This window comes from Microbulbifer guangxiensis (genome assembly GCF_021729075.1).
GTDB classification, from domain to species: domain Bacteria; phylum Pseudomonadota; class Gammaproteobacteria; order Pseudomonadales; family Cellvibrionaceae; genus Microbulbifer; species Microbulbifer guangxiensis.
This window is the reverse complement of record NZ_JAJSAQ010000001.1, coordinates 133,997-158,862: the sequence shown is the minus strand read 5'-3', so window position 1 is coordinate 158,862 and position 24,866 is coordinate 133,997. Positions and strand designations below refer to the sequence as shown.

Annotated in this window: 21 protein-coding genes; 5 read left to right on the top strand and 16 right to left on the bottom strand. The window is 57.2% G+C overall.

Annotated features, from left to right (window positions below; translation table 11 throughout):
- Nucleotides 1-31 precede the first annotated feature (31 nt).
- The 3 genes from purT to LVD12_RS00675 all read right to left on the bottom strand — a co-directional run bounded on the left by purT (nt 32) and on the right by LVD12_RS00675 (nt 3,233).
- On the bottom strand, nt 32-1,228 hold the full coding sequence (purT, locus tag LVD12_RS00685) for a formate-dependent phosphoribosylglycinamide formyltransferase (protein ID WP_237064859.1): 1,197 nt from the start codon (nt 1,226-1,228) through the stop codon (nt 32-34).
- A 55-nt stretch (nt 1,229-1,283) separates the two neighbouring features.
- Complete coding sequence (locus LVD12_RS00680; protein WP_237064856.1) at nt 1,284-2,132, bottom strand: PA4780 family RIO1-like protein kinase; 849 nt, start codon at nt 2,130-2,132, stop codon at nt 1,284-1,286.
- Nucleotides 2,133-2,405: 273 nt separating this feature from the next.
- Nucleotides 2,406-3,233, bottom strand: a complete 828-nt coding sequence (locus LVD12_RS00675; RefSeq protein ID WP_237064854.1) for a DUF2306 domain-containing protein — start codon at nt 3,231-3,233, stop codon at nt 2,406-2,408.
- Nucleotides 3,234-3,467: 234 nt separating this feature from the next.
- Here LVD12_RS00675 and LVD12_RS00670 point away from each other — a divergent pair, with 234 nt between their 5' ends.
- From LVD12_RS00670 to LVD12_RS00655, 4 genes are all read left to right on the top strand, one after another.
- Complete coding sequence (locus tag LVD12_RS00670; protein ID WP_237064852.1) at nt 3,468-4,730, top strand: sensor histidine kinase; 1,263 nt, start codon at nt 3,468-3,470, stop codon at nt 4,728-4,730.
- Nucleotides 4,727-5,419, top strand: coding sequence for a response regulator (locus tag LVD12_RS00665; protein WP_237064850.1), 693 nt, complete (start codon nt 4,727-4,729; stop codon nt 5,417-5,419). The genes LVD12_RS00670 and LVD12_RS00665 overlap by 4 nt, the downstream gene beginning before the upstream one ends.
- Nucleotides 5,406-5,849: a hypothetical protein gene (locus LVD12_RS00660; RefSeq protein WP_237064848.1), complete on the top strand. Its 444-nt coding sequence runs from the start codon at nt 5,406-5,408 to the stop codon at nt 5,847-5,849. The genes LVD12_RS00665 and LVD12_RS00660 overlap by 14 nt, the downstream gene beginning before the upstream one ends.
- 195 nt (nt 5,850-6,044) lie before the next feature.
- Complete coding sequence (locus tag LVD12_RS00655; RefSeq protein ID WP_237064846.1) at nt 6,045-6,758, top strand: YrhK family protein; 714 nt, start codon at nt 6,045-6,047, stop codon at nt 6,756-6,758.
- A 79-nt stretch (nt 6,759-6,837) separates the two neighbouring features.
- Here the strand turns inward: LVD12_RS00655 and LVD12_RS00650 are convergent, their stop codons facing one another.
- The 4 genes from LVD12_RS00650 to LVD12_RS00635 all read right to left on the bottom strand — a co-directional run bounded on the left by LVD12_RS00650 (nt 6,838) and on the right by LVD12_RS00635 (nt 11,441).
- The gene (locus LVD12_RS00650) at nt 6,838-7,404 is read right to left on the bottom strand and encodes an SRPBCC family protein (protein ID WP_237064843.1); all 567 of its coding nucleotides are present in this window, start codon (nt 7,402-7,404) and stop codon (nt 6,838-6,840) included.
- Nucleotides 7,405-7,511: 107 nt separating this feature from the next.
- Nucleotides 7,512-8,435, bottom strand: a complete 924-nt coding sequence (locus tag LVD12_RS00645) for a M14 family metallopeptidase (RefSeq protein WP_237064841.1) — start codon at nt 8,433-8,435, stop codon at nt 7,512-7,514.
- A 73-nt stretch (nt 8,436-8,508) separates the two neighbouring features.
- Nucleotides 8,509-9,081 (bottom strand): cation efflux transmembrane domain-containing protein, encoded by a 573-nt coding sequence (locus LVD12_RS00640; RefSeq protein WP_237064839.1) that lies wholly within the window; start codon nt 9,079-9,081, stop codon nt 8,509-8,511.
- Between the two features lie 14 nt (nt 9,082-9,095).
- Nucleotides 9,096-11,441 (bottom strand): DNA polymerase II, encoded by a 2,346-nt coding sequence (locus LVD12_RS00635; protein WP_237064837.1) that lies wholly within the window; start codon nt 11,439-11,441, stop codon nt 9,096-9,098.
- A 358-nt stretch (nt 11,442-11,799) separates the two neighbouring features.
- Here LVD12_RS00635 and LVD12_RS00630 point away from each other — a divergent pair, with 358 nt between their 5' ends.
- Nucleotides 11,800-12,609, top strand: a complete 810-nt coding sequence (locus LVD12_RS00630; protein WP_237064835.1) for an OmpW/AlkL family protein — start codon at nt 11,800-11,802, stop codon at nt 12,607-12,609.
- Nucleotides 12,610-13,139: 530 nt separating this feature from the next.
- Here the strand turns inward: LVD12_RS00630 and LVD12_RS00625 are convergent.
- The 9 genes from LVD12_RS00625 to prpC form a co-directional block, all read right to left on the bottom strand.
- Nucleotides 13,140-14,138, bottom strand: a complete 999-nt coding sequence (locus LVD12_RS00625) for a hypothetical protein (RefSeq protein WP_237064832.1) — start codon at nt 14,136-14,138, stop codon at nt 13,140-13,142.
- Between the two features lie 228 nt (nt 14,139-14,366).
- Entirely contained in the window at nt 14,367-14,651 is a 285-nt protein-coding gene (locus tag LVD12_RS00620; RefSeq protein WP_237064830.1) for a hypothetical protein, read from the bottom strand.
- 80 nt (nt 14,652-14,731) lie between these two features.
- Nucleotides 14,732-14,944 carry a GDCCVxC domain-containing (seleno)protein gene (locus LVD12_RS16155; RefSeq protein WP_305080503.1) on the bottom strand — a complete coding sequence of 71 codons (213 nt, stop codon included), beginning with the start codon at nt 14,942-14,944 and terminating at the stop codon, nt 14,732-14,734.
- A 268-nt stretch (nt 14,945-15,212) separates the two neighbouring features.
- Nucleotides 15,213-15,899, bottom strand: coding sequence for a hypothetical protein (locus tag LVD12_RS00615; RefSeq protein ID WP_237064828.1), 687 nt, complete (start codon nt 15,897-15,899; stop codon nt 15,213-15,215).
- Nucleotides 15,900-15,938: 39 nt separating this feature from the next.
- Nucleotides 15,939-16,463, bottom strand: coding sequence for a hypothetical protein (locus LVD12_RS00610; protein ID WP_237064827.1), 525 nt, complete (start codon nt 16,461-16,463; stop codon nt 15,939-15,941).
- Nucleotides 16,464-16,607: 144 nt separating this feature from the next.
- A complete protein-coding gene (locus LVD12_RS00605; protein ID WP_237064826.1) occupies nt 16,608-17,234 on the bottom strand; it encodes a hypothetical protein in 627 nt (208 codons plus the stop codon).
- Nucleotides 17,235-18,566: 1,332 nt separating this feature from the next.
- Nucleotides 18,567-19,745 (bottom strand): 2-methylaconitate cis-trans isomerase PrpF, encoded by a 1,179-nt coding sequence (prpF, locus tag LVD12_RS00600; protein ID WP_237064825.1) that lies wholly within the window; start codon nt 19,743-19,745, stop codon nt 18,567-18,569.
- 204 nt (nt 19,746-19,949) lie between these two features.
- Nucleotides 19,950-22,562, bottom strand: coding sequence for a Fe/S-dependent 2-methylisocitrate dehydratase AcnD (gene acnD, locus LVD12_RS00595; protein ID WP_237064824.1), 2,613 nt, complete (start codon nt 22,560-22,562; stop codon nt 19,950-19,952).
- 743 nt (nt 22,563-23,305) lie between these two features.
- Complete coding sequence (gene prpC / locus LVD12_RS00590; RefSeq protein ID WP_237064823.1) at nt 23,306-24,433, bottom strand: bifunctional 2-methylcitrate synthase/citrate synthase; 1,128 nt, start codon at nt 24,431-24,433, stop codon at nt 23,306-23,308.
- Nucleotides 24,434-24,866: the final 433 nt, after the last annotated feature.

Below are 24,866 nucleotides of genomic sequence, written 5' to 3'. Positions count from 1 at the left end.
GCCTGGGAGGGACTTGTGGTGCAGATTATCGCTACAGCTTGACCTCGATATCGGCAATCACATCATTGGCAACCTTCCGAGCGGTTTCGACGTCGTCGGCCCGCGCCAGGGCGACACCCAGGCGGCGCTTTCCGGCCACTTCCGGTTTGCCGAACAGGCGCAGCTGGGTATCGGGACGGGAGAGCGCGGCGGCGAGGTTGCCGAACTGCATCCGGGTGGAGCTGCCCTCCACCAACAACACGGACGAGGCCGAGGCGCGGTGCAGCTGGATATTGGGGATGGGCAGGCCGAGAATGGCGCGGGCATGCAGCGCAAACTCTGACAGATCCTGCGAGATCAGGGTCACCAGGCCGGTGTCGTGTGGCCGCGGCGAAACTTCACTGAAAATCACCTCATCGCCTTTGACGAACAACTCCACACCAAACAGGCCGCGGCCGCCGAGATTATCGGTCACCGCTTTGGCAACCTCCTGGGCGCGGCTCAACGCCGCTGCGGACATTGCCTGCGGCTGCCACGACTCCTGGTAGTCCCCATCCGCCTGGCGGTGACCAATGGGCGCACAGAAACTGGTGACAATGCTGCCGCTGCCGTCGTAGTGGCGGATGGTGAGCAGGGTGATTTCGTAATCGAAGTCGACAAACCCCTCGACGATCACCTTGCCCTTGCCGGCGCGGCCGCCCTCCTGCGCATAGGCCCAGGCCTGTTCAACCTGTGCGGCATCGCGCACCAGGCTCTGGCCCTTGCCCGACGAGCTCATGATCGGTTTCACCAGGCAGGGAATCCCGATCTCGTCGATCGCGGCTTTGAATTCCGCCTCGCTGGCCGCAAACCGGTAGCTGGAGGTGGGCAACCCCAGGGTTTCCGCCGCCAGGCGCCGGATCCCCTCCCGGTTCATGGTGAGCTGGGCTGCCCTCGCGGTAGGGACGATGTTGACTCCCTCCTGTTCCAGCTCGGCCAGGGTATCGGTGGCAATCGCCTCGATTTCCGGCACCACCAGGTGGGGCTGCTCCTGTTCAATCACCCCGCGCAGGGCCTCACCATCGAGCATATTGATCACGTGGCTACGATCTGCCACCTGCATCGCCGGAGCGTTGGCATAGCGGTCCACGGCAATGACTTCACAGCCGAGACGCTGCAACTCGATCACAACTTCCTTGCCCAATTCACCGGCGCCACAGAGCATGACGCGGGTAGCGGTCGAAGAGAACGGAGTGCCCAGGGTAGCCATAGAAATTCTGCCTTATTGTGAATGTTGTGCGAGGGGCAGCATGAGCGTCAGCAGCCTACGATTCTTCCCAGGCCGGTGCCCGGCGCTCGGCTTCCTCCTCGAGCACATCATCGATGACGTCCATCAGGTCCCCGACGTCGACGCTGCTCGTGTCGTACTCGAACCGTCCGGTCAGGCGGCTTTCCGGGTGCAGTTCACCAGCTTCATACAGCGCCCAGATTTCCTTGCCGTAATCGGTGGTCAGTAGTTCCGGGGCAAAGCGGCCGAAATAGGCGCGCATATTGTCGACATCGCGTTCCAGCATCATGGCGGCGTTGTTGTTGCCGGCGGCATCCACCGCCTGGGGCAAATCGATGATGACCGGGCCGTCGGGGTCCAGCAGCACGTTGAACTCGGAAAGGTCGCCATGCACCAGGCCGGCACACAGCATGCGCACCACGTCGGCTATCACCTGGCCGTGGTAATCGCGGGCCTGCTCCGGGGTCAGCGTGACGTCATCCAGCCGCGGGGCGGCATAGCCCTCGTCGTCGGCGACCAGTTCCATCAGCAGCACACCGTCGACAAAGCCATATGGCTGGGGGACGCGCACACCCGCCGACGCCAACCGGTACAGGGCATCGACCTCGGCGCTCAGCCAGGCCTGCTCCTGCTCTTTCTGGCCATAGCGGGTCTTCTTCGACATCGCCCGGGCACGGCGGCTGTTGCGCATCTTGCGCCCTTCCTGGTACTGCACCGCCTGCTTGAAGCTACGCTGCTTGGCCTCCTTGAAGACCTTGGCGCAGCGCAGCTCGTCGCCACAGCGCACCACATACACCTGTGCTTCCTTGCCGCTCATCAACTGCACGACGACCTCGTCGATCATGCCGTCGTCGACCAGCGGTTGTAATCTCTTGGGTACTTTCATGGTTCTGTTCTGATCGTTGGCGGAGGCGGTCCGCCGGCCGGGCCGTATAGCCGCCAACTCTCAGCCATGTTACTGGTGCGCCAGCGCGTAGTCGATCGCTGCAGACACTGCGACGGACTGGGCGGTATTGCATTGTTCGGGCACGGCGCAGGGGCTGGAATCCCCCAGGCACCAATGGCGTTCTATGGCCGGCCGCCAGCGCATTGATCGACACCGCTCAGGTTTATCCGCCAGATCTATGGGAACCATTCTGTAGCAGTCTGAGGGCCAAACTTAGATCCGCGGCAACCACATACCCATGGTGGCGGCGAAGATACCAATGGCCATAAAGACGGTCAGTGGCACCAGGGTGCTGACAAAGACGAGCTGTGCACCCTGCCCGGCTTCGCGCTTCTGGCAATGGAAATACCATTGCAGCATGGCCAGGGGGAGGAGGTATTGCCCAACACCCAGGGCGTACAGGAAGGGCCCAGTGAAGGACTTCCAATCGATTCCCCAGCCACCGGTCAGCATCGCCCAGCCCATCAGGGCCACACGAAAGAACCATACTGCGCTAGCGGCCATGAACAGACGAAGGGCCCAGCGGCGGTGCTCTGCAAAGCGGCCGGCCATGGCGGTACGCAGCGCTAGGAAGGCAAACACCAGAATCAATACGCCGTCGATGGAGATTGTGACCTGAGACACCAGGTTGCCAATGCTGTGGCGGGTCCAGGTCATATAAAGCCCGCCAACGCTGCTGATGACTGCAGCCAGCAAGTAGCTGCGGCCCAACCAGCGGTGGAAAGTGGGCGCATGGCGGCGCACGGCGGGAATCAGCTGCAGGGGGCCACCGCCGATCACGATTGCCGCCAGCAGAACATGAGCCACCGCTGCCAGGTTGCCCAGTGTATCGCCCTCGCGAAACCCAGCCGGCAGGTGCAGACCCTGCAGGCCGTACAGTCCGGACTGGGCAATGGGTGGGTAGAAAACGGCAAGAATGTAGGCGAAGAAGATCGCGTGACCGATCGCCGCGATGCTAAACCAGGTTTTAACGGCCAGATTGACGGCCCGCCGCGTATCGAATGGGCGAAGTGTTGTTGTGCTGATTACAGCGTCGTTCATCGTTTTTCTCCAGGCGTGTGTAGAGCGGGAATCACGCCGTACCGGTTCACCCTGTTGGCGTGGCCCTCACGGGCTTGGGCTGAATGTGCCTGGCGAGCATGGTCGACTTTTTCCTATCTCCACACATCCGCCACAGGCAGGAATCTGGCCTCCCCCAAAAGGGGGAGGCGGCCCTGTTGGCCGCTCCCCCGTAAGGCTCATGACAGCTGGCCGGGCCTGGTTTAGCATGCCGAAATGAAATCGCCGTCCCCCTCCAAGCGCGCATCGGATGCAGCTGACTCCGACCCCGGACCCGAGTTACCCAGGCTTCCGGTCTGGCAGCCCTTCCGCGGGCCATTCGAGCGCTGGCCACAGCTGACCGACCTGCTCATCGCCACCCTCGCCTTTTTGCTGACGATGCTGATGTGGTCGCGCCAGGACGGAAACGACGTCCTGGCCCTGCAGAACCTGTGGGACGTCGCCGCTTATCAGTGTGCCTTCGTTGGCTGCTTCGCCTTGTTATGGCGTCGTAGCCACCCCTGGCAGGTGCATGCCGTTATTCTGGGAGCCAGCCTGACACTGGAGTTTGGCTTGCCGGCCAATGGCATCGTTGCCCTGGCGTTTTCGCTCTATAGCCTTGGACGCTACGAACCCAATGCCCGGTTCAGTTTGATTGGGGTGCTGGCGACACTGGTTTACGTTGCACTGGATATGAGGGTGCTGGTTCAGCCCACGGCCGGAGGTACCGTGACTGTGATGCTGGCGTGGGCGCTGTGGCACATTGGCCGGCGGCTGCGGTTTCGCGGTGAATACCTGCGCTTGCTGGAGGAGAGAGCCGAGTATCTGGAACGGGAGCGCAATGCCGAATCCGAGCGCGCAGTGGCGGCAGAGCGCACCCGGATCGCGCGCGAGATGCATGATGTGGTGGCACATCAGGTCAGCCTGATGACGGTGCAGGCCGGCGCCGCCAGAACCATCTGCCGCAATAACCCGGAGGCGGCCAGTGAGGCCATGGCTGAGGTGGAGGCCGCCGGCCGCCACGCCCTGTCAGAGATGCGGCATTTACTGGGCGTGCTGCGCCCGGCCAGTGACAAAGCGGCTCTCGCCCCGCAGCCGGATCTGAGTGATCTGCCGACCCTCATTGAGAAAGTCCGGCAAGTCGTCGCCAGGGTGGACTACGAAGCCCTGGGCGAACTCGGCAATGTACCGGCCAGAACGGCGCTCGCCGCCTATCGCATCGTTCAGGAGTCATTGACCAACGTCATCAAACACGTTGGAGCCGAAGCCAGCGTGCACGTTAGCGTAAGCGCAGAGCCTGGTCACTTAGCCATTCGCGTTCGTGATGATGGACGCGGTGCAGCTGAACAACCCATTGGACGACAAACCGGCAGCGGGCATGGCATCGCGGGTATGCGCGAACGGGCGGAGCTGCTCGGCGGCCATTTGCGCACCCGTGTGATTGATGGCGGTGGCTTTGAGGTGACTGCAGAACTGCCCACTACGGAAGGGGGAGTATGATGATACGAGTCATGGTGGTGGATGATCAGGCGCTGGTGCGGCGCGGTTTTTCCCTGGTCCTGGATAACGAGCCGGATATCGAGGTGGTGGCCGAGGCCGGCAACGGCCTCGAGGCAATAGAGGCAGCGCGCGAGTACCAGCCGGACATCATCCTGATGGATATCCGCATGCCGGAGATGGACGGGCTGGAAGCCACCGCCCGCCTGTTACAGGAGAAAAGAACGGAAGCTGGCGACACCGCCTGCCGGGTCATCATCCTCACCACCTTCGATCCCGACGAATACGTGTTTCGCGCCCTGCAGGCGGGGGCAAGTGGTTTTGTGCTCAAGGACATTCCGCCCGAGGCACTGGTGGAGGCCGTACGCACCGTTGCCGATGGCGGTGCCATGCTCTCACCGGGCATCACCCAGCGCCTGATCAGCCAGTTCGCGCAAAAGTTGGGGACTGGGCGCAACCTGGCCGAGCGTCTGGAGCGCCTGACAACGCGGGAGCGCGAAGTGCTGGCGGCGATTGCCGATGGCAAGAGTAATGCCGAAATCGCCGAGGCCCTGTTTATTGGCCCGGCCACCGTAAAAACCCACGTTTCCAGTGTGCTGTCCAAACTGGGATTACGCGACCGCGCCCAGGCTGTCGTGTTCGCCTACGAATGCGGGCTGGCCACCGCCGGAGGGCGCGATGTCGGCTTCTAGTGCATCTCAGGATTTGCAGCGCAACGCCCTGTATAACCTGGCCGCAGTCGGCGCCCTACTCCTGGGCATTCTGCTTACCCTGGGGGCCTACGGTCATTTTGTCGCTATCTGGGCAAAGATGATGAGCGAGGATACTGCCCTGCTCCATCGCCTATTGCTGATGCTGCCCGGCGCGGTGCTCGCCGGTACCGCCGCGTTGAATCTCCTGTTCAGCAAGCCGCTCTGGCAAGCGCGTACCTACGCGCTCACCGTCATCCTGGCAGGCAACCTGCTTGCCATGCTCTATTTGATCTATCTGATCATACAAGGTGTACCAGACCACCCCATTGGTGTCTTCCTTGCACTGGAAATGTCGTTTGTCATCCTGCTGGTATCACTACGAGCTGGTCTGAAGTGGCCAGCAGCAGGCTACTTAACAGAAACTCGTTAGGGTCAGATCAACCTCCCGTCATTACATAGCCCCAATCAAACTAACACCATCAAGTTGATGGGCCCCATCTTTTTCCCCTCTTTATTACAGAGCGGCCAGCAGCTCGACCTTGTGCTATTGTCGGTCGTAACGATCTTCAAAGGCTCAAACTGTTCCATTCAGCGGGAAAGGCCATATTGTCGGGCCGAAGTCCTTATGCCACACCTTTTTGTCAACCGACCACGCCTTTACGACTTAACCCGTGGTTCGACTGAACTTAAGGCGCAATTTCGCTGGGAGACAATCAACGCAGTCCTCTACAAAATCGGCGGTATTGTATTCATCGTTGGCAGTGTATTGTTTTTCCCTCGCTTCGAGGCCTATGCTGATATCGGTGTCTGGACATTCTTTTTTGGTTCCCTTCTCTACCTTGTCGTGACCGGGCACGATATGGCTGAGGCCATGCGGTACCATCGCAGCTTGGGGCAACGGACACTAGCCTCAGACCTCGAGCTTATCGCGGCAGCGGCTTACCTCGTTGGTACCATCCTGTTCACATTCGGCAGTATCTTTTTCTTATCTCGTGTTGGCTGGATCATCCCTGGCGCCTGGTGCTTTGTGATAGGCAGTCTTTTATTCGTCCTCGGCGCATGTATCAATGTGCTCCAGATCGTCAGGGCCCAATCTCGGATCACACTCCAGCTTATGAACCTCACAGCGGTATCTTTTGTCGTAGGTTCCGTTTTATTCACCGTTGCATCTGTGCCGTATCTCTGGTCGGTCGCCCCCGAGGACCGTGAAATTCTTTACAGCTTTCTGGCCTGGCAATACCTGATCGGGAGCAGCCTTTTCCTGCTGGGTGGGATTTTCAATTACTTGCGTGCCTATCTCGTCATTAAAAAACAAATCAACGAGTCAAAGGCCGGGTGAGAGAGCCGGCGTGGCGTGGGGGTATGGGTGAGCGTCTCTACCGCGCTGATCACCGTCTTCCGGCATACTGGATTCTCCATCAACCCTCCACGTGGTCCTTCAGCTTCTCGAAAAGACCCTCATTGGCCGAAATGAAGAACTGCATCAGGTTGTCGTACTCAGGGAGGTCGCGATAGCCAACGCCATAGGACTGCAGACGGGTGCGTGATTCGCCCTGGGCTTCAAACACCACCACATTCATCAGCTTCCCGTCGTCTTCCTGCATGACCGCCGGCCAACGTTCCGATAGCTCTGCACGCAGCGTCAGGATGCGTTCCGGCACATAGTTAACGATGTGCAGGGTAATGGTACCCGGATCCCCTATTTTGGCATCCTTACCGTAGTGCGTGCGGATGGTCCCTCCCGCGCGGAGATCGACTTCGGCGAGTGGCGCAGCCCATGCCATCCATCCGGCACTGGTCGTATAGGCCCGCCATACCTCACTAACTGGGGCCTCAATGCTGACTTCCTGCACGAGGACCATCTCCTTCCTATCGGTCTTGAGGATCTGGCTGTTGATCGGTGTGGCCACATCCTCTGCCAGTGCGAAAGCACCCGCCAGGAAAAGGCCAAGTACAAATACGGTTATCTTGCTCCCTGCTCGCATCTGCTCTCCTTATCTATTCCGCGACTAATCAAGAGGGTTAGAGCCCATGATATTGACGCTTAAGCAGTCAAAAGCAAAGCAATCAATGGCTCTGACGCCATTGAAGCTCAAAGGTGAGCCAGCGCGTAGTCGATCGCCGCACACACTGCGACGGCCTGCGCTTCATTACATTGCTCGGGCGTCGCGCGGGGGCTGTCGGGATAGACCTCGGTGGTGGTTTTATAGGTAGCGTTGGTGACACTAGCGCAGAGGCCCAGCTGCTTGAGCGGGTACTGGATAACGCCACGTGCGACCGCCGGCGAGCCAATAAGATTGCCGTCGGCATCCGCCGGGGCGATATGGGTGACCTTCTCCACCGCCGCGATTACCGCCTGCTGGAATTCGGGCTGCGGGTTCTCGCTGTCGTCGACCAGATAGAAACCGTCGGGAATGCCGCCGGGCGTGAACGGCTTGCCGTCGCGGGCGGCCAGTGCGGGGCGGAATTCGGTTTCGTCGGTATCGGTGGTTTCGTGCAGGTCAATATGCATCACTGCGCGATCGCGGATCGGCGCCACCAGTCGCATCAGCGCTGCCGACTCTTCTGCCGGGCTGTTATCGTAGAACGAGCGGTTCGGGTCGATAGCGTTCGGGTTCCAGCGATGGATACGCTCATACCCCCAGGGGCTGATGCAGGGCGCCACCAGCAGATTGACGCGGCCAGCGTAATCTGCGGCATGCTGATTCACGAACTGCAATGCACCGTGTACGCCGCTGGTTTCGTAGCCGTGCACCCCGCCCGTCACCAGCACCACCGGCAGATCGTCATTCCAGTCCCGGCTGCGGATCGCCAGCAGCGGGAAGCTCTCTTCGCCGTATTCCAGACGGCCATACTCTTCCACGTCGAAGCGATCACGCAGGCGTTCAATCTTGCTGACCACCTCAGACTCGTAGCTGCGCTGGCGGGTCTGTCGCGACAACCACTCGGCGCGTTCCACGTCGTCCCAGGGCTTGCCGGGGGTACCGATTGGATAGAATGGATTGGCCGTGTTCATTGCGCTTGTTCTCCAGTGAAGTGCCAGACAGGCCGGAATTCTAACACCCTACAGGGGTGTCCAAGCCTGTATATCAGAGGTTTTGAGCAGGCTTCTCTGCCTCCCTGGCTTCACGCACGATTTGGAGTCCGCCTCGGACAACGAGCGCAGCAATGATCATACCGATCAACAAATCCGGATATCTGCTGCCGGTTATCGCAACCAGGCAGCCGGACAGAATAACACCCAGATTGGCGAAAACATCATTAACGGAGAAAATCCATGAAGCGCGCATATGTACACCGCCAGCACGGTGCTTTGAGATAAGCGCAACACAAGCGACATTGGCCAGCAATGCAACGATGCCCACCACAACAATCAACGTGCTTTGCGGCTCGCTGCCAAAAACGAGGCGCCTGATCACTTCCAATAGCACGCCCACGCCTAACAGAATCTGCAGATAGCCACTGACTCTCGCTGCACTGGCCTTTTTCGTCACCGCTTTGCCAACCGCGTAGAGCGACAACCCGTAAACGAAAGCGTCCGCAAGCATATCCAGAGAATCCGCGAGCAAACCGGTTGACTGCGCGATCAAACCCAACACCAGCTCGAGGAAAAACATGAATGCATTGATGGATAAAAGTGCGACAAGGGTGTTCCTTTCCATACGCCCTTCCTGCATCACTCCGCTCCTCCGAACAGACCCAGCTGGCCATCCACCAGGCTATCAAAATCCAGATCGATGAAGGGCAATATGGCATCGGCCACCGGTTTGAGTTGCCTGTCGATATAGTGCTGATAATCGATCGGTGACTGGCGGTAATCCACCGGCTCCGGCCCATTCAGGGTGTTCACGTAACGAATCCAGCCCTTGTTCTGGTAGCGGGGTGAAAGCCCCTGCTGGCGGCGGTGCTCATCGGCCAGTCTTGCCGCGCGCACCTGGGGGGGCACGTTTTTGACGTATTGCTCCAGCTTGCGCCTGAGTCGCTTGCGATACACCAGTTGTTCGTCCATCTCCCCTGCCCGGGTTTTCTCCACCATCTCGCGGATATAGTCGGACGGGTCTTCACCGTGAAACACCATCCCGTAGAGTTGGGTCTGGAACTGCTTGGCCAGGGCCGTCCAGTCGCTGCGTACCGTTTCCAGGCCCTTGAATACCAGCTTTTCCTCATCCCCGCTCACCACCAGGCCCGCATAGCGCTTCTTGGAGCCGGCCTCCGAGCCGCGAATGGTGGGCATCAAGAAGCGCTGATAGTGGGTTTCGAATTCCAGCTCCAGTTCGCACTCCAGCGCCAGCTCGTCTTTGAGCTTGTTCTGCCAGCGCGTGTTGACCTCGTGGGCGAGACTCTTGCCGATCGCGTCGGCCTCTTCCAGGCTCGGTCGGCCGCTCAGCCACACAAAGGTGGAATCGGTATCGCCGTAGATTACCTGGTGACCCAGCTCCTCGATCCAGCGGGCTGTTTGCTGCATGATCTCGTGGCCGCGCAGGGTGATGGAGCTGGCCAGGCGCGTATCGTAAAAACGGCAGCCCCCACTTCCGAGTACCCCGTAGAAAGAGTTCATGATGATCTTGATGGCCTGGGAGCGTGCGGCATCCTGCTCCTGCTTGGCTATGTCCCGCTGGGCCCAGAGGTTGGTAATGATGTCCGGCAGGAAATGCTTGTCACGGGAAAAGCGCGCGCCGCGAAAACCGGGAATGGCATCGTCCTCCGACAAGCCCTCAACCAGCCCCATAGGATCGATTTTGAAGGTACGGATGATGCTGGGGTACAGGCTCTTGAAGTCCAGCACCAGCACGTTGTCGTACAGGCCCGGCCGGGAGTCCATCACATAGCCGCCCGGGCTGGCCAGGCCGCCGTCGGCCGGTACGTTGGGCGCCACATAGCGGCTGCGGTGTAGCCTGGGCAGGTAGAGGTTGGTAAAGGCTGCCACCGAGCCGCCGCTGCGGTCGAGCTCCAGCCCCGTGAGCTGGGCCCGCAGGCGCAGGTAATCCAGCAAACGGGTGTGCTGGAATATATCCCAGACCAGGCGGCAGTCTTCCAGGTTGTAGGCGGCCAGTTTGGGTTTGTTATGGCGAAAGTCGTGTTCAATCGCCGCCAGGCGGTTGTCCACGTCTTCGGTGTCCTTGCCCCGGCCCAGCAGCGTCTGGGCCACGAACTCCAGGCTGAAGCTTTCAAAGTTGTAAGTGGCGTTCTTCAGTCCGTCGATGCCATCCAGTACCACCCTCCCCGGCAGCGTCACGAAGCCCTGGCTGCCTTCCCGGCCATCCCGCCAGCGGGCATCGGTACCACCGCGCCCCAACTTCAGGCGCAGGCCATGGCGCCCGGCCCGTTTCAGCAGCAGTCGAAAATCAAAGTCCACCACAGCCCAGCCGATGATGATGTCCGGGTCCAGGCTTTGGATCCTGGCCTCCAGAGCCTCGAGCAGTGCACGTTCGTCATCCACCCAGTGGATGGTGGTGTCAGCACTTTCAGGCTGGCCCACCATCAGCACCTCTTCCACGCCATGCCCGTAGAGACCGATGGAATACAGCTCACCCTGCCCGGAGCACTCCACATCCAGGGAAACCACCTTGAAATCCGGCTGCACCTCGGCGCCCTTGAGGCGCACCTGCCGATATTCCGTATAGCCCCCTCTGGCCAGGGCCACACCTTCAAAGTAGAGGCCACCCCGGGCAAAGCGCTCCATCAGGTAACGGTCGTGGAGACGAAAGTCCGCTTCAAACACCTCGATGCCGCGAGTTTGCAACAGGGCCTGGGCCCGGCGGTGGGCGTCGATAGTGGGAAAATACAGCATGGCCGCTTCCTCGCGGCAAAAGGTCTGAAAGCCCAGCTGCTGCCAATCACAGGGCACACCGACCAAGGCCTGGGCTACCTGAGGGCGGTCAGCCACCCTCACCATAAAGACCGGGCGCTCGCCCTCAATGACCAGCTTGACCGGCCCCTCGGGTGTGGCCAGCCAGTAGTGGATGCAGGTGCTGCCGCGCTGGTCAAAGCTGTGGCGGCTGAGGAGGAATCCTTGAGGCAAGAGACTGTACTGGTTTAAGGCTTGGGTTGGGGCTTTTGTAGATGACGGGGGCCATTCTACTGGATAAATGCACAGATATCAGCAGCAGCTGGGGCTGGATAATAGGGCTTTGGCGCCTGCACAAGCCGAAATACAAAGATCGGGAAATCCATCGAAAGCAGCTCAACTTATTCCCAGAATCCAGGAGGCAACAGTCAGGTGAATACCTCATGGGGAGATTAGCTGCCAAATTAGTGTGAAAAAACGTCAACAGGCGTAGATTTAGCCCTCTTCTCCACAGGCGTGAAATTACGTTATTACACTTTTAGAGGGCTTCCTGAGCCTCATTTTTGCCCAAGGTATAAAAGGAGTTACCTTAATGAAAGGGATACGTTTTATTGCACCCGTTTTGGCACCGCTGGCACTGGCGGTTTCCAGCGTGGCGTTGGCAGGTGGTTCCGGTTACGAGCCCCCCAGATCCGGTTACGTGCCATCCATGAAGCAGGATTTTATCGTCCGCGCCGGTGGATACTACATTTCCGCAGGAGATGACAAGGTTAGCTTTGTCGATGACACCTTCCAGAATTTCGATGCATTTCGCTCTACCGTTGATCCAGGTTCCGAGTGGGGTTGGTATTTCAACTTCGAGTGGAAACCAGTAGAGCATTTGGGCTTCGAGCTTGGCTATATGGACGGTGACCCGCATACCAGCAGTCACGCTGACCGCCTTTTCTCATTGGGTTTCGAAGAGTTCGAATATCGTGATGTAGTAAGCTTTGATGCCGATATCAGCACCGCAAGCCTGAAATTCTACCCCCTGGATGAGACCTGCCTGATTCAGCCCTATATAGGTGGCGGAATCAGCTATACCGACTTCAGTACAAGTGGACCTGGTCGTAGAGTGCAGGACGACCTGGCTGAATTTGATTTACGCGGCGACTTCGATATGGGGTCATCCTGGGGTTATACCTGGCAAGCAGGTATGGATTTCAATTTCGGACGCGATAGCGCCTGGCTGGTAAATGTCGCCGCGGTTTACGCGCGATCCACGACAGATATTCGGTTACGGCTTCTGGATGATGTTCCGCCGCCCCCGGATGTAGAGCCGTTTATCGAGTCCTATTCCGGGGACTACATCTATGACCCATGGACGCTCAACCTCTCAGTGGGCTATAAGTTCTCCTTCTGATGCTCCAAATTCGGCAGATTATCTTGGGCGCTTCGGCGCCCTTTTTTATTGATGTGAAAGACCGGTCGATTCTTTGTGCCCTCCGAACTGCCCTCCGGCTACACCTCGGCGCCCTTAAGACTCACATGCCTATATTCCGTATAGCGGATTCATACCTGTGGCACACTCCGCACTCACTCTGTGATCAGCCGCACTTCGGAAGGATTGCAGTGAGAAACGGCCCTCAAATTTGGGCAAAAACCCGGGAGATAAATAGACCTCAAGCAACGCAGACTTTAGCATGGCGGCAAAACCCACCCAGCAAAGTATTCTTATGAAACTAAAAATCGCTCTGGTCCTGTGCGCTACGGCTTTTCTTAACGGCTGCGCAGTTGTTGGCCCCAGCCTGGAGATGAAGCCTGCCAAGGTACTAGTCCCTGGCGTCATTGTTGGCGGGAACCAGAAGCACTGCCCGCCGGGACAGGCCAAGAAAGGTAATTGCTAAACCCCTAGATTAGGCGTGCTTCGTTGGACCGGCGGGTAAGCGGCTCTCACACCCGGCGTACCTGATCACGCTTATCCGTTTTCTTTTTGGACTTCTTTTCCTTTTCCTTTTTCTTTGGCTGCTCGTTCTTTGGTTGCTCGCGCTTCTGGTGCGGAGCTGGTTTCGCGGCAGTATTGCGCCGATCAGTTGGCGCATTGTGCTGGGGCTGGGGCTGGCCGCGCTGGGCTTGTGGCTTCAGCCTGTCGCGCACCGTGCGGCGATCGTGCGCCGTACGTTCTGATACAGGAACAACTCGAGGGCCGCGACTGCCGGTGGGCTTGTCGCCAAGTTTAACTGTGCCCTCGTCCCGATGCGGGTTCCGGCGGTCATTACGGCGTTCATTGCGGCGATCCCCTCCCCGGTTGTCCATCTGAGGCGCCCGCCGTTTTTGCTCGGCTATACCAGCAAACCCATGTTTACCGCCTAGACCACGATCTTGGTCCCTCTCACGACGATCCCGAACCTTCTCACGACGATCCTGAACTATCTCGCGACGATCCCGAACCTTCTCACGATGATCCTGGCCCTTCTCACGACGATCATGTCGATACGCGCTGCTGTCGTGCCAGTCCCGCCGATTGTAGCCATCGTCATGACCGTGCCGGCGCGGGGGTCTGTAGTGGTGTCCTCCGGCGTAGTGATGGCCATGGCGGCGCAAGCGCGAATGCCAGCGGTCATTGAAGCTTCCCGAGATAGTCAGATTCGGGGCTGGATACCAAGGGCCAGCCCAGTGATTGGCACTGATCCAATGGTCCTGATACCAACGATAGTAACGCCCCTGTCGATAGAAAACGTCACTGCGGTCGTAGAACACGTAAACGCCGAGGGTATCGTCGTAGTAGCGATAGCCGGGATCTGTGATCACTGAATAGGAGTAAACTGGAGGAGCCTTCCGGACATAGGTGCTCCCGCCGACCACCGGCGGGCCTGCTGGGTAGGTGACACAGCCACTGAGCGTCAAAGTGATCGTGAGAGCGGCGAGTAATCGGTATGGGACCTGGCGCATGGTGCGTATTCCTTGGATTCACACCTGCTTTTTAACCCGGCACAACTGAATCGTTGCTGAATTTACTCGCAAAGAGAACGCCCGCAGCAGGGGCGACCAATACTGTACACATATTGTGCTATGAAGGGAGCGCAGCGAGCAGCACGATATGTGTACAGCGCTGGGCGTCCCGCAGTGGCCCCGCCAGGGGCCGTAGCAAACTGCATAGGTTTGTTATGAATGAAAACTCTAATGCTCTTGCTTGAATACTGCGTCAAAAATACCATCAAAGAAATCAGAAATTGGGGTTTTCTTTAACTCCCTTGCCGCAGCCCTTTCATTTCTTGCCTGTTTTCTGGCCCTCTCAATCCCTTCGATGTTCTCTGGTGTACCGGGAAGAGTTCCATGTACTTGCGCCCTTCTTTCAGCCGCCTTAGCCGCCTCTTCATGCACTTTGATTGCCGCTTGCTTCTCTTCGGAAACGGCACATGCACAAAGTCCAGCTAAAAGAATCAAAGGGAATATGTACTTCATAAAGAAATTTACCAAGATGAATCAAGTGGCATAACGCTTTCTGCAGACACGCACCCTAGTGCGTCGACTGCCTAAATTTGTTATTGGTCAGCGGCACAGCACCCGGTCCCCTTCTGAAGGGGTGGACACGGTACTGTACCGTATGAACAGAAGACACAGCAGTCACCCTGTTTCGGTTCTAGCAACCTACCGCAAGACTCACACTCATAGAAATACTGGCAAAAGTCGGTAGGCATAGTTTCCGATTTCTTGTGGCCACAGTTTGGACATTTGATCTTCGACTCCAGAACCATATCGACCACAACTATTCCCCGCTCTATAAAAGGCGTTTTTTGCACAAAATTCCAAGGATCAACTTGGATAAAGACGCCGTTCAGACCAATAACGCCCGGCTTTGGGGCGGACTTGTAGCCGCGAAGTGGCGGAAAGGCCGTTCCAGCCCCGCAGGGGCGATAACAGCCGTTTGTTATGTGTGCTCCAAGCTGAGATAGGCCCGCAGTAATGAGTTCAAACTCTCAGTGGAAAATTTCCTAAAGCTCTTACGCAAACTTTCTACGGCTGTCATTTTCCTTCCCTAAGTTTCTTACGTCGCTTCCTAAATTCTTCCAAATTATCAAAACTAGGATCACTCTCTTCTAGGCGTCGAGGCAGGGATTCACCAGGGCTGTACAAATCGGGGCCATAAGCTGGAAACTCGAAATCGATTGCTCTGTACCCAACAAGCCAATCAGAGTGCGTCTTCCCGATATAAATCGCTTGTTTTTTAACTTTAGTACTTCGACGGAGAATTTTTATTGAGTAGAGTAATTTTGGACTTTTTCGATCTATATCAATCTGAAAAAAACTAAACCGAGCTCCATACATATCCTCCCAGCTAAGTTTTCCTTTGACAGAGATTTTTTTAGAATTAATTTTCTCATCTAAAACTGCGAAGTAGCCGATAGGTTCACCATGACAGTGCTTCATTTGTTGGCAAGAATTCAAAACCAACTCAAACACTCTCCAGAAAGATCTAACGACTGCTTGGGAAATAACGACCGAATTAACATCAGATTTCGTATGTACATAAGCTTTGATTTCCCTCTCATATTCAGATGCATTGACTTCTTCAAAAGGCACGCTATACATCATGCTATTTCCACCTCCTTTGTGGGTAAGTCTTACGCCTAACGCCGCCAGCAGGGGCAGCTTACCTTGTGCGCATTTTGCGCGAAACTGGGAGCGCAGCGACCCGCGCAAAATGTGCACAAGGTAAGCTGTCCCACGGAGGGCCGGAGGCCCGGAGTTTTACTGCCTGGCATTGTTAAGTGTAAATTCGTTGATAACTGGGTGAGTCAATAGCTTTTTAAGTATCCATGCAAAAACGCTAGCTACAACAATCGTCTTTAAAAAGTTAAACCAACGAAGAATCGAATTAATACGCTCAATTTCCTCAAGCCCTTCTTCTGGTAAATATGGAGAAACCTGCGTGAACATGTAAACTTTCATAATTAAATTACTTATCTGCCAAAGTACACCAAAAGCCATGACAACGATCAGGGCGAACCTCGCCCAGTTTTTTCGCCTTAAAAGTGCAATGGAAGCAAAGAAAGAGAACGCAGTAATAACACAGAATCCATACGTGAAAACATACATATACTCGAGCATGAATTGGATGACGAACGGGCGACCTTCGGCTGCAGAAAAGAGCTCATCTCCACCGGGTATGGATGATAACAATAGAACCTTAACAACCGAAAGAAAGAATAAATAGGCAGATCCGATTATGAGTATCCAAGCTAAAACGGTTACAAAGTTCGATCTAGATTCCATGTTTGAACTTTCCTTTACACTTAACGCCACAATCAGCCGCGGCTTACTTTGGGTGCTTTTTGCACGAAAATGGGAGCGCAGCGACCGTGCAAAAAGTGCACAAAGTAAGACGTCGGCTGCATTGCATTGTTATACGCTGCGGAACTAGCAGTTAAGCACAGGGGCATATGTACTCTCACTAACTTTAAACTGGATTGATGGAACTACGAACTCTTCTCCATCTATTATTAACGATGGGAATTTGACAGTAAATTCTTTGAGTTTTTCTGGTGCAATTACAGCTTCAGGTCCCCAGTTTCCGTAGTGTTTTCCTGATGGATACCTATAGGGTTTTTGAAAAAATGGTAGCTCTACAAAAGATTGCCTACCATCTAAAAACGTAACAATTGCCTCAGAGCTTGAAAACGAAATTTCAATGTTCTGGGACTTACGCTCTGAGATCAGCCTTTCTTTCAAAGCTCTTTCTTCTTCCGATGGAAAAAGTGACCAGTTCTCATTTGAATCGGGATGCTTGTATAACTTAGGCATTACATAGGCGATTAGCCTCGTGCCCTTTGGCTGATATTTTGTAGATTCCTTTGCTAGAACTCTAAAAATAAGCCAGTCATATCTCGGTAGATCTATTTCAAGGACATTTTCCGCTCCCGGGCACGCAGGGTTTTCCGTGCTATACGTACCAATTGGACCGTATGGCTTTAAAAATGGTCCGGTACTACAACCAGACAGCACTAACGCAATACACAAAAGTGACATTAGTCGTATGATGTTCAATTTCACTCCTGCGTATAACGCCCACGGCAGGGGCGGCTTACCTTATGCGCGTTTTGCGCAAAAATGGGAGCGTAGCGACCCGCGTAAAACGTGCATACGGTAAGCCGTCCCGCGGAGGCCCGAAGGGCCGGAGCTTCACTGCCCGTGATTGTTATGTGATTTCGCACTGGACCTGGAAATTACACCCTGGAACGTTTGGTTCCCAGCCCTCGGATAGAGCCTTTCCTATACAATCTGCGATTTTTTGTGGTGTAGCACTTACCTGCTCAATCGAAACCCAGCTATCACTTCTTAGCTTATTGAAAGTGATCAGCAACGTAGATTTAGGCGAATCTCTAAGTTCTACAGCAGCTGTTAAATTCGATTCACCAATACCTTCTGCGTAAGTAGGCTTCTTTCGGATAGCCCACCTATACCCTACACCATCAACACTTATGAGCCTCGATCCCTTTTGAGGTAGTGTCATTAGGTTACCTTCACATAACGCCCTGCGCAGGCGCAGCCAACGCGGAGCGCCATTTGTGTTAATGTTTGAGCGACAGCGAGTAACACAAAAGGCGCGTAGTGTTGGCTGTCGCTCTGCCGCAGCTTGTTAGTGTTTCGGGCCTCTGCCTGACTATATTTTGTACGCCCTAGTTCGATGCAACCACTGACAGGAACGAACGGTTTAGGCCCTACGATACCTGAAAATACCCCGGTGCGGTGCCGCCAACTTGGCACACACTTTCCAGCTCTGCCAAAATCGTGGGCGAAGCCGACGATTAGCCTTTTGCGGCACGGCACAAATAGAGTTGCCCGCAAATGCTCAGAAGCCGACTCTCCGGTGCTTAATAGTGGAGCCACGATTTCACGCTGCCAATTCTGGCCACACTGCGTATCGGAACCACGATTTAATACACCGGACTTTCCGAAAACCAAAAACCAAATGCCGCCGCGCTAAAAAACACTAACAGTTTATTCAAAAGACGCGTCTATATAACGCAGTTCTTTGTAACCCGGAACGGCTTTTCCAGTGATCCACAGTAAATCCCAACAAAATCAGTAACTTGTCGCCTACTCGATGATATTCCATCAGAATTAAGCTGCAGAGCGTCTTTATAATTCTGGATAGATCTGCACTTGATAGTATTTCAATTGCCTTTTAAGTCAATGACTTGGCCTCATCCCAACGAATTAAGTGACGAGTGCTGCTGAAAAGAGCTTCCGGCCTGTCTAACTTTTGTACAGCATTTCGTAAGCACAAAAAAACGAGCCCGGTTGAGGCTCGCTTTTATGGACATCCGGATGTCAGAGTCACGAATCCCTCCTCTTGGAAGGTACCGACGCTATAGGCTAGAGGTAGTCGCCGGGTACTCTCACCCAGCCTTCCATCAGAACCCGCGCACTGCGGCTCATAATGGCCTTGGTGGCAGTCCACTGCCCGTCAACCACTTCCGCTTCCGCGCCGACCCGCAAGGTGCCGGACGGATGGCCAAAGGTGACCGCACCGCGCTCCCCTCCCCCGGCGGCCAGATTAACCAGGGTGCCGGGAATGGCGGCCGCGGTGCCGATAGCGACGGCGGCGGTGCCCATCATGGCGTGGTGCAGTTTGCCCATGGAGAGCGCGCGCACCAGCAGGTCGATATCGCCCGCTGCCACCTTCTTGCCGCTGGAAGCCACATAGTCCTTGGGTGCCGCGACGAACGCGACCTTGGGGGTATGCTGGCGAGCGGCTGCCTCTTCCACCTTGTCGATCAGGCCCATGGCCTTCGCTCCATATGCACGAATAGTCTCGAACATGGCCAGCGCCTTGTCGGCACCGTTGATGGCTTCCTGCAGTTCGGTGCCGGTATAACCGATATCCGCCGCATTGACGAAGATGGTCGGGATGCCGGCGTTGATCATGGTGGCTTTCAGGGTGCCGACGCCCGGCACCTCTAAATCGTCCACCAGGTTGCCGGTGGGGAACATCGCCCCGTCCCCGTCCGCTGGGTCCATAAACTCGATCTGTACTTCGGCCGCGGGGAAGGTGACGCCGTCCAGCTCGAAATCACCGGTCTCCTGCACTTCCCTATTGGTGATGGGTACGTGGGCGATGATGGTCTTCTTGATGTTAGCCTGCCAGATGCGCACGGTGCAGATGCCGTTCTCTGGCACACGATCCGCATCCACAAAACCGCTGTTGATGGCGAAGGCACCCACGGCGGCGGTGAGGTTGCCACAGTTGCCGGACCAGTCCACGAACGGTTTGTCGATGGAGACCTGGCCGAACAAGTAATCCACATCGTGATCGGGCTGGTCGCTCTTGGAGAGGATGACGGTTTTGCTGGTGCTGGAGGTGGCTCCGCCCATGCCGTCGGTCTGCTTGCCGTAGGGATCGGGGCTGCCGATCACCCGCAGCAGCAGGTTGTCGCGCGCCGCGCCCGGAACCTGTGCAGCTTCCGGGAGGTCTTGCAGACGGAAGAACACGCCTTTGCTGGTGCCGCCGCGCATGTAGGTGGCGGGGACTTTGATTTGGGGGGCATGAGTCATTGGGTTTCTCACACTGTCGTCGTCCCGGACTTGATCCGGGACCCAGTGCCTCGATGCTGGATCCCGGATCATGTCCGGGATGACGGGGCCAGCTGGATGCAGGATCGATTCCGGCATGACGAGGGTTTGACTGGATCCCGGACCGGGTCCGGGATGACGGGGTTTTCTGGATACCGGCCTGCGCCGGTATGACGAGTCCTGTACTTAGACCGCGCCCTCGGCCTCCAGGAAGTCGTTGGCAAAGCGCTGCAATACACCGCCGGCACTGTAGATGGAGACTTCTTCCTGGGTGTCCAGGCGACATTTCACCGGGACTTCCACCGTTTCACCGTCTTTGCGGTGGATCAGCAGTGTTAGGGTGGTGCCCGGGTTGTGCTCTCCGATCACATCAAAGGTCTCGGTACCGTCGATGCCCAGGGTTTCACGGGTGGTACCCGGCTGGAATTCCAGCGGCAGCACGCCCATGCCGATCAGGTTGGTGCGGTGAATGCGCTCGAAGCCTTCCGCCACAATCGCTTCCACACCCGCAAGACGCACACCTTTGGCGGCCCAGTCTCGCGAGGAACCCTGGCCGTAGTCGGCACCGGCGATGATGATCAGCGGCTGCTTGCGGTCCATGTAGGTTTCAATGGCTTCCCACATGCGGGTGACCTTGCCTTCCGGTTCAATGCGGGCAAGGGAGCCCTGCTTCACTGCACCGTTGTCGTCGCGCACCATTTCGTTCAACAGTTTCGGGTTGGCAAAGGTGGCGCGCTGGGCGGTGAGGTGGTCGCCGCGATGGGTGGCGTAAGAGTTGAAGTCCTCTTCCGGCAGGCCCATTTTCGCCAGATATTCACCGGCGGCACTGCTGGCCAGAATAGCGTTGGACGGCGACAGGTGGTCGGTGGTGATGTTGTCACCCAGCACCGCCAGCGGGCGCATGCCTTTCAGGCTGCGCTCACCTGCGAGTGCGCCTTCCCAGTATGGCGGGCGGCGGATGTAGGTGCTCTGCGGGCGCCAGTTGTACAGCGGCTCGCCCTTCTCTTCTTCCGCCTTGCTCAGGTCGAACATCGGGATGTAGACCTCGCGGAACTGCTCGGGCTTCACGCTCTGTTTGACGATCGCGTCGATCTCTTCGTCGCTCGGCCAGATATCTTTCAGGGTCACCGGGTTGCCGTCTTTGTCGTGACCCAGCACATCTTTTTCGATATCGAAGCGGATGGTGCCGGCAATGGCGTAAGCGACGACCAAGGGCGGCGAGGCCAGGAAGGCCTGCTTGGCGTACGGATGGATACGGCCGTCGAAGTTGCGGTTGCCGGACAGCACGGCGGTGGCGTAGAGGTCGCGGTCAATGACTTCCTGTTGGATTTTGGGATCCAGCGCGCCGCTCATGCCGTTACAGGTAGTGCAGGCAAAGGCGACCACGTCGAAGCCCTGTTGCTGCAGTTCCGGCAGTAGCTTGGCTTCTTCCAGGTACATTTTCACGGTCTTGGAACCCGGCGCCAGGGAGGTTTTCACCCAGGGCTTACGGGTCAGGCCAAGCTTGTTGGCGTTGCGCGCGATCAGGCCTGCGGCAATCATGTTCCGCGGGTTGCTGGTGTTGGTACAGCTGGTGATCGCGGCAATGATCACCGCGCCGTCGGGCATTTGGCCTTCTTTTTCCTCCCACTTCTCTCTCCAACCTTCTTGGGCAATGCCACGGTTGGCCAGTTCGGACACCGGCAGCAGTGCGTGCGGGTTGGACGGGCCGGCCAGGTTGCGGCCTACGGAGGAGAGGTCGAACTTGAGTACGCGCTCGTATTCGGCGTTCTTCAGGCTGTCTGCCCAGAGGCCGGTTTCTTTCGCGAACTTTTCTACCAGGGCTACTTGCTCATCGTCGCGGCCGGTGAGCTTGAGGTAGTCGATAGTCTGCTCGTCGATGGCGAACATGCCGGCGGTGGCGCCGTATTCCGGCGTCATGTTGGCGATGGTGGCGCGGTCGCCCAGGCTCAGGCTGGAGGCTCCTTCGCCGAAGAATTCGAGATACGCACCCACTACGCGCTCGCGGCGCAGGAATTCGGTCAGGGCCAGCACCATGTCGGTACCGGTGATACCGGGCTGCAGTTTGCCGGTCAGCTCGACGCCGACGATGTCGGGCAGGCGCATGTAGGAAGCGCGGCCGAGCATGACGCTCTCGGCTTCGAGGCCGCCCACGCCTACTGAAATGACGCCCAGCGCATCCACCATCGGGGTGTGGCTGTCGGTGCCGACGCAGGTATCCGGGAAGGCGACCCCATCTTTGACCTGTACCACCGGAGACATTTTCTCCAGGTTGATCTGGTGCATGATGCCGTTGCCGGGCGGGATCACATCGACGTTCTCGAACGCAGTCTTGGTCCAGTTGATGAAGTGGAAGCGGTCCTCGTTGCGGCGCTCTTCCACTGCGCGGTTCTTTTCGAACGCGTCTTTTTCAAAACCGGGGTGTTCGACGGCCAGGGAGTGGTCGACGATCAGCTGGGTCGGCACCACCGGGTTTACTTTGGCCGGGTCGCCACCCTTCTCTGCAATAGCATCGCGCAGGCCGGCGAGATCCACCAGTGCAGTCTGACCGAGAATATCGTGGCAGACAACGCGGGCCGGGAACCAGGGGAAGTCCAGTTCGCGCTTGCGCCCGATAATCTGTTTCAGGGCATCGGTGAGCTGCTCGGGCTCACAGCGGCGCACCAGGTTTTCGGCCAGGATACGGGAGGTGTAAGGGAGTTTTTCGTAGGCACCCGGCTTGATTTTTTCGACCGCCTCACGGGTGTCAAAAAAGTCGAGGTCTGTGCCGGGGAGTTTTTTGCGGTATTCGGTATTCATGAAAAATCAGACTCGAATAAAACTTGGAGTATTTAGCCGTCATCCCGGCGCAGGCCGGGATCCAGGGCGGAGGTAATCAAGACCTCGGCACTGGATACCGGATCAGGTCCGGCATGACGAAGAGAAAACATATTTGTATCCATCGTCATCCCGGCGCAGGCCAGGATCCAGAGCGGAGGTAATCAAGACCTCGGCACTGGATACCGGATCAGGTCCGGCATGACGAAGAGAAAACATATTTGTCTCCATCGTCATCCCGGCGCAAGCCGGGATCCAGAGCGGAGCTAATCAAAGCCTCAGCACTGGATACCGGATTAGGTCCGGCATGACGAAGGGCAAGCATATTTATATCCATCGTCATCCCGGCGCAGGCCCGGATCCAGAGCGGAGGTGATCAAGACCTCGGCACTGGATACCGGATCAGGTCCGGCATGACGAAGGGCAAACATATTTATATCCATCGTCATCCCGGCGCAGGCCGGGATCCAGAGCGGAGGTAATCAAGACCTCGGCACTGGATACCGGATCAAGTCCGGCATGACGAGGGGAAAACATATCTGTATCCATCGTCATCCCGACGCAGGCCGGGATCCAGAGCGGAGGTAATCAAGACCTCGGCGCTGGATACCGGATCAGGTCCGGCATGACGAAGGGAAAACATATTTGTATCCATCGTCATCCCGGGAAGGGTCTGTGCCGCTCAGGGTCCGACACGGGGATCCGGTCTGTGACTACCGTGCCTATCAGCCTCGCTCGGCGATCGGCGTAACTTTGCGCAGCTCCGGTCCGATGTACTCGGCGCTCGGGCGAATGATGCGGTTGTCGGCGCGCTGCTCGAACACATGGGCGGCCCAGCCGGTTACGCGGGACATCACGAAGATCGGCGTAAACAGCTTGGTGGGGATGCCCATGAAGTGATACGCGGAAGCGTGGAAGAAATCAGCGTTACAGAACAGCTTCTTCTCGCGCCACATCACCTCTTCGCAGCGTACGGAAACCGGGTACAGCACCTCGTCACCGACGTCGGCGGCCAGCTTCTCAGACCATTGCTTGATGATAGCGTTGCGCGGGTCGGACTCGGTGTAGACCGCGTGGCCGAAGCCCATAATCTTTTCCTTGCGCTCCAGCATGCCGAGCAGCTCTTTTTCTGCTTGGTCGGCAGAAGAGAAACGCTCGATCAGTTCCATGGCCGCTTCATTGGCGCCGCCGTGCAGCGGGCCGCGCAGGGAGCCGATGGCACCAGTGATGCAGCTGAACAGGTCAGACAGGGTGGAGGCACAAACGCGCGCGGTGAAGGTAGACGCGTTGAACTCGTGCTCGGCGTACAGAATCAGGGACACGTTCATGACCTGCTCGTGCAGCGCATTCGGCTTCTCGCCGCGCAGCATGTGCAGGAAGTGCCCGCCGATGGAGTCATCCTCGGTTTCGGTTTCGATGCGCACGCCATCGTGGCTGTAGCGGTACCAGTAGCAGATGATCGACGGGAACGCGGCCAGCAGGCGGTTGGCGCGATCCTGCTGCTGGTCGAAGGACTCTTCGCCTTCCAGGTTGCCCAGCATGGAGCAGCCGGTGCGCATTACGTCCATCGGGTGGGCGTCGGCAGGGATACGCTCCAGCACTTCTTTCAGTGCCTGCGGCAGGCCGCGCATGCCCTTGAGGACGCCTTTGTAGTCAGCCAGCTGCGCCTTGGTCGGCAGCTCGCCGTAGAAAATCAGGTATGCGACTTCTTCAAACTCGCAGTTTTCCGCCAGATCCTTGACGTCGTAACCGCGGTAGGTCAGACCGGAGCCGGATTTACCCACGGTGGACAGTGCAGTCTTGCCAGCGACCTGACCACGCAGGCCAGCGCCACCCAGTTTTTTCTCAGCCATCGTTAATTCCCCTTTCAATTTAAGTTTCTACTTCGTCGTACCGGACCTGATCCGGTATCCAGTGCAGAGGCCTGATCTGCCTCCTTAACTGGATCCCGGCCTACGCCGGGATGACGGTTGGGTACATTTACGTTACTACGTCGTCATGCCGGACTTGATCCGGCATCCAGTGCTGAGGTTCTGATCACCTCCGCGCTGGATCCCGGCCTGCGCCGGGATGACGATTGGGTTCAAACACATTTTCACTTCGTCATGCCGGACCTGATCCGGTATCCAGTGCTGAGGCTTTGATTACCTCCACTCTGGATCCCGGCCTGCGCCGGGATGACGGTCTGTACAAATACGTTTCCCTTCGCCATGCCGGACTTGATCCGGCATCCAGTGCTGAGGTTCTGATCACCTCCGCGCTGGATCCCGGCCTGCGCCGGGATGA

What these genes read in the sequence shown, in the direction of transcription:
- purT (WP_237064859.1), bottom strand. Translation starts at nt 1,228, where the DNA reads ATGGCTACCCTGGGCACTCCGTTCTCTTCGACCGCTACCCGCGTCATG.
- LVD12_RS00680 (WP_237064856.1), bottom strand. Translation starts at nt 2,132, where the DNA reads ATGAAAGTACCCAAGAGATTACAACCGCTGGTCGACGACGGCATGATC.
- LVD12_RS00675 (WP_237064854.1), bottom strand. Translation starts at nt 3,233, where the DNA reads ATGAACGACGCTGTAATCAGCACAACAACACTTCGCCCATTCGATACG.
- LVD12_RS00670 (WP_237064852.1), top strand. Translation starts at nt 3,468, where the DNA reads ATGAAATCGCCGTCCCCCTCCAAGCGCGCATCGGATGCAGCTGACTCC.
- LVD12_RS00665 (WP_237064850.1), top strand. Translation starts at nt 4,727, where the DNA reads ATGATGATACGAGTCATGGTGGTGGATGATCAGGCGCTGGTGCGGCGC.
- LVD12_RS00660 (WP_237064848.1), top strand. Translation starts at nt 5,406, where the DNA reads ATGTCGGCTTCTAGTGCATCTCAGGATTTGCAGCGCAACGCCCTGTAT.
- LVD12_RS00655 (WP_237064846.1), top strand. Translation starts at nt 6,045, where the DNA reads ATGCCACACCTTTTTGTCAACCGACCACGCCTTTACGACTTAACCCGT.
- LVD12_RS00650 (WP_237064843.1), bottom strand. Translation starts at nt 7,404, where the DNA reads ATGCGAGCAGGGAGCAAGATAACCGTATTTGTACTTGGCCTTTTCCTG.
- LVD12_RS00645 (WP_237064841.1), bottom strand. Translation starts at nt 8,435, where the DNA reads ATGAACACGGCCAATCCATTCTATCCAATCGGTACCCCCGGCAAGCCC.
- LVD12_RS00640 (WP_237064839.1), bottom strand. Translation starts at nt 9,081, where the DNA reads ATGGAAAGGAACACCCTTGTCGCACTTTTATCCATCAATGCATTCATG.
- LVD12_RS00630 (WP_237064835.1), top strand. Translation starts at nt 11,800, where the DNA reads ATGAAAGGGATACGTTTTATTGCACCCGTTTTGGCACCGCTGGCACTG.
- LVD12_RS00625 (WP_237064832.1), bottom strand. Translation starts at nt 14,138, where the DNA reads ATGCGCCAGGTCCCATACCGATTACTCGCCGCTCTCACGATCACTTTG.
- LVD12_RS00620 (WP_237064830.1), bottom strand. Translation starts at nt 14,651, where the DNA reads ATGAAGTACATATTCCCTTTGATTCTTTTAGCTGGACTTTGTGCATGT.
- LVD12_RS16155 (WP_305080503.1), bottom strand. Translation starts at nt 14,944, where the DNA reads ATGGTTCTGGAGTCGAAGATCAAATGTCCAAACTGTGGCCACAAGAAA.
- LVD12_RS00610 (WP_237064827.1), bottom strand. Translation starts at nt 16,463, where the DNA reads ATGGAATCTAGATCGAACTTTGTAACCGTTTTAGCTTGGATACTCATA.
- prpF (WP_237064825.1), bottom strand. Translation starts at nt 19,745, where the DNA reads ATGACTCATGCCCCCCAAATCAAAGTCCCCGCCACCTACATGCGCGGC.
- acnD (WP_237064824.1), bottom strand. Translation starts at nt 22,562, where the DNA reads ATGAATACCGAATACCGCAAAAAACTCCCCGGCACAGACCTCGACTTT.
- prpC (WP_237064823.1), bottom strand. Translation starts at nt 24,433, where the DNA reads ATGGCTGAGAAAAAACTGGGTGGCGCTGGCCTGCGTGGTCAGGTCGCT.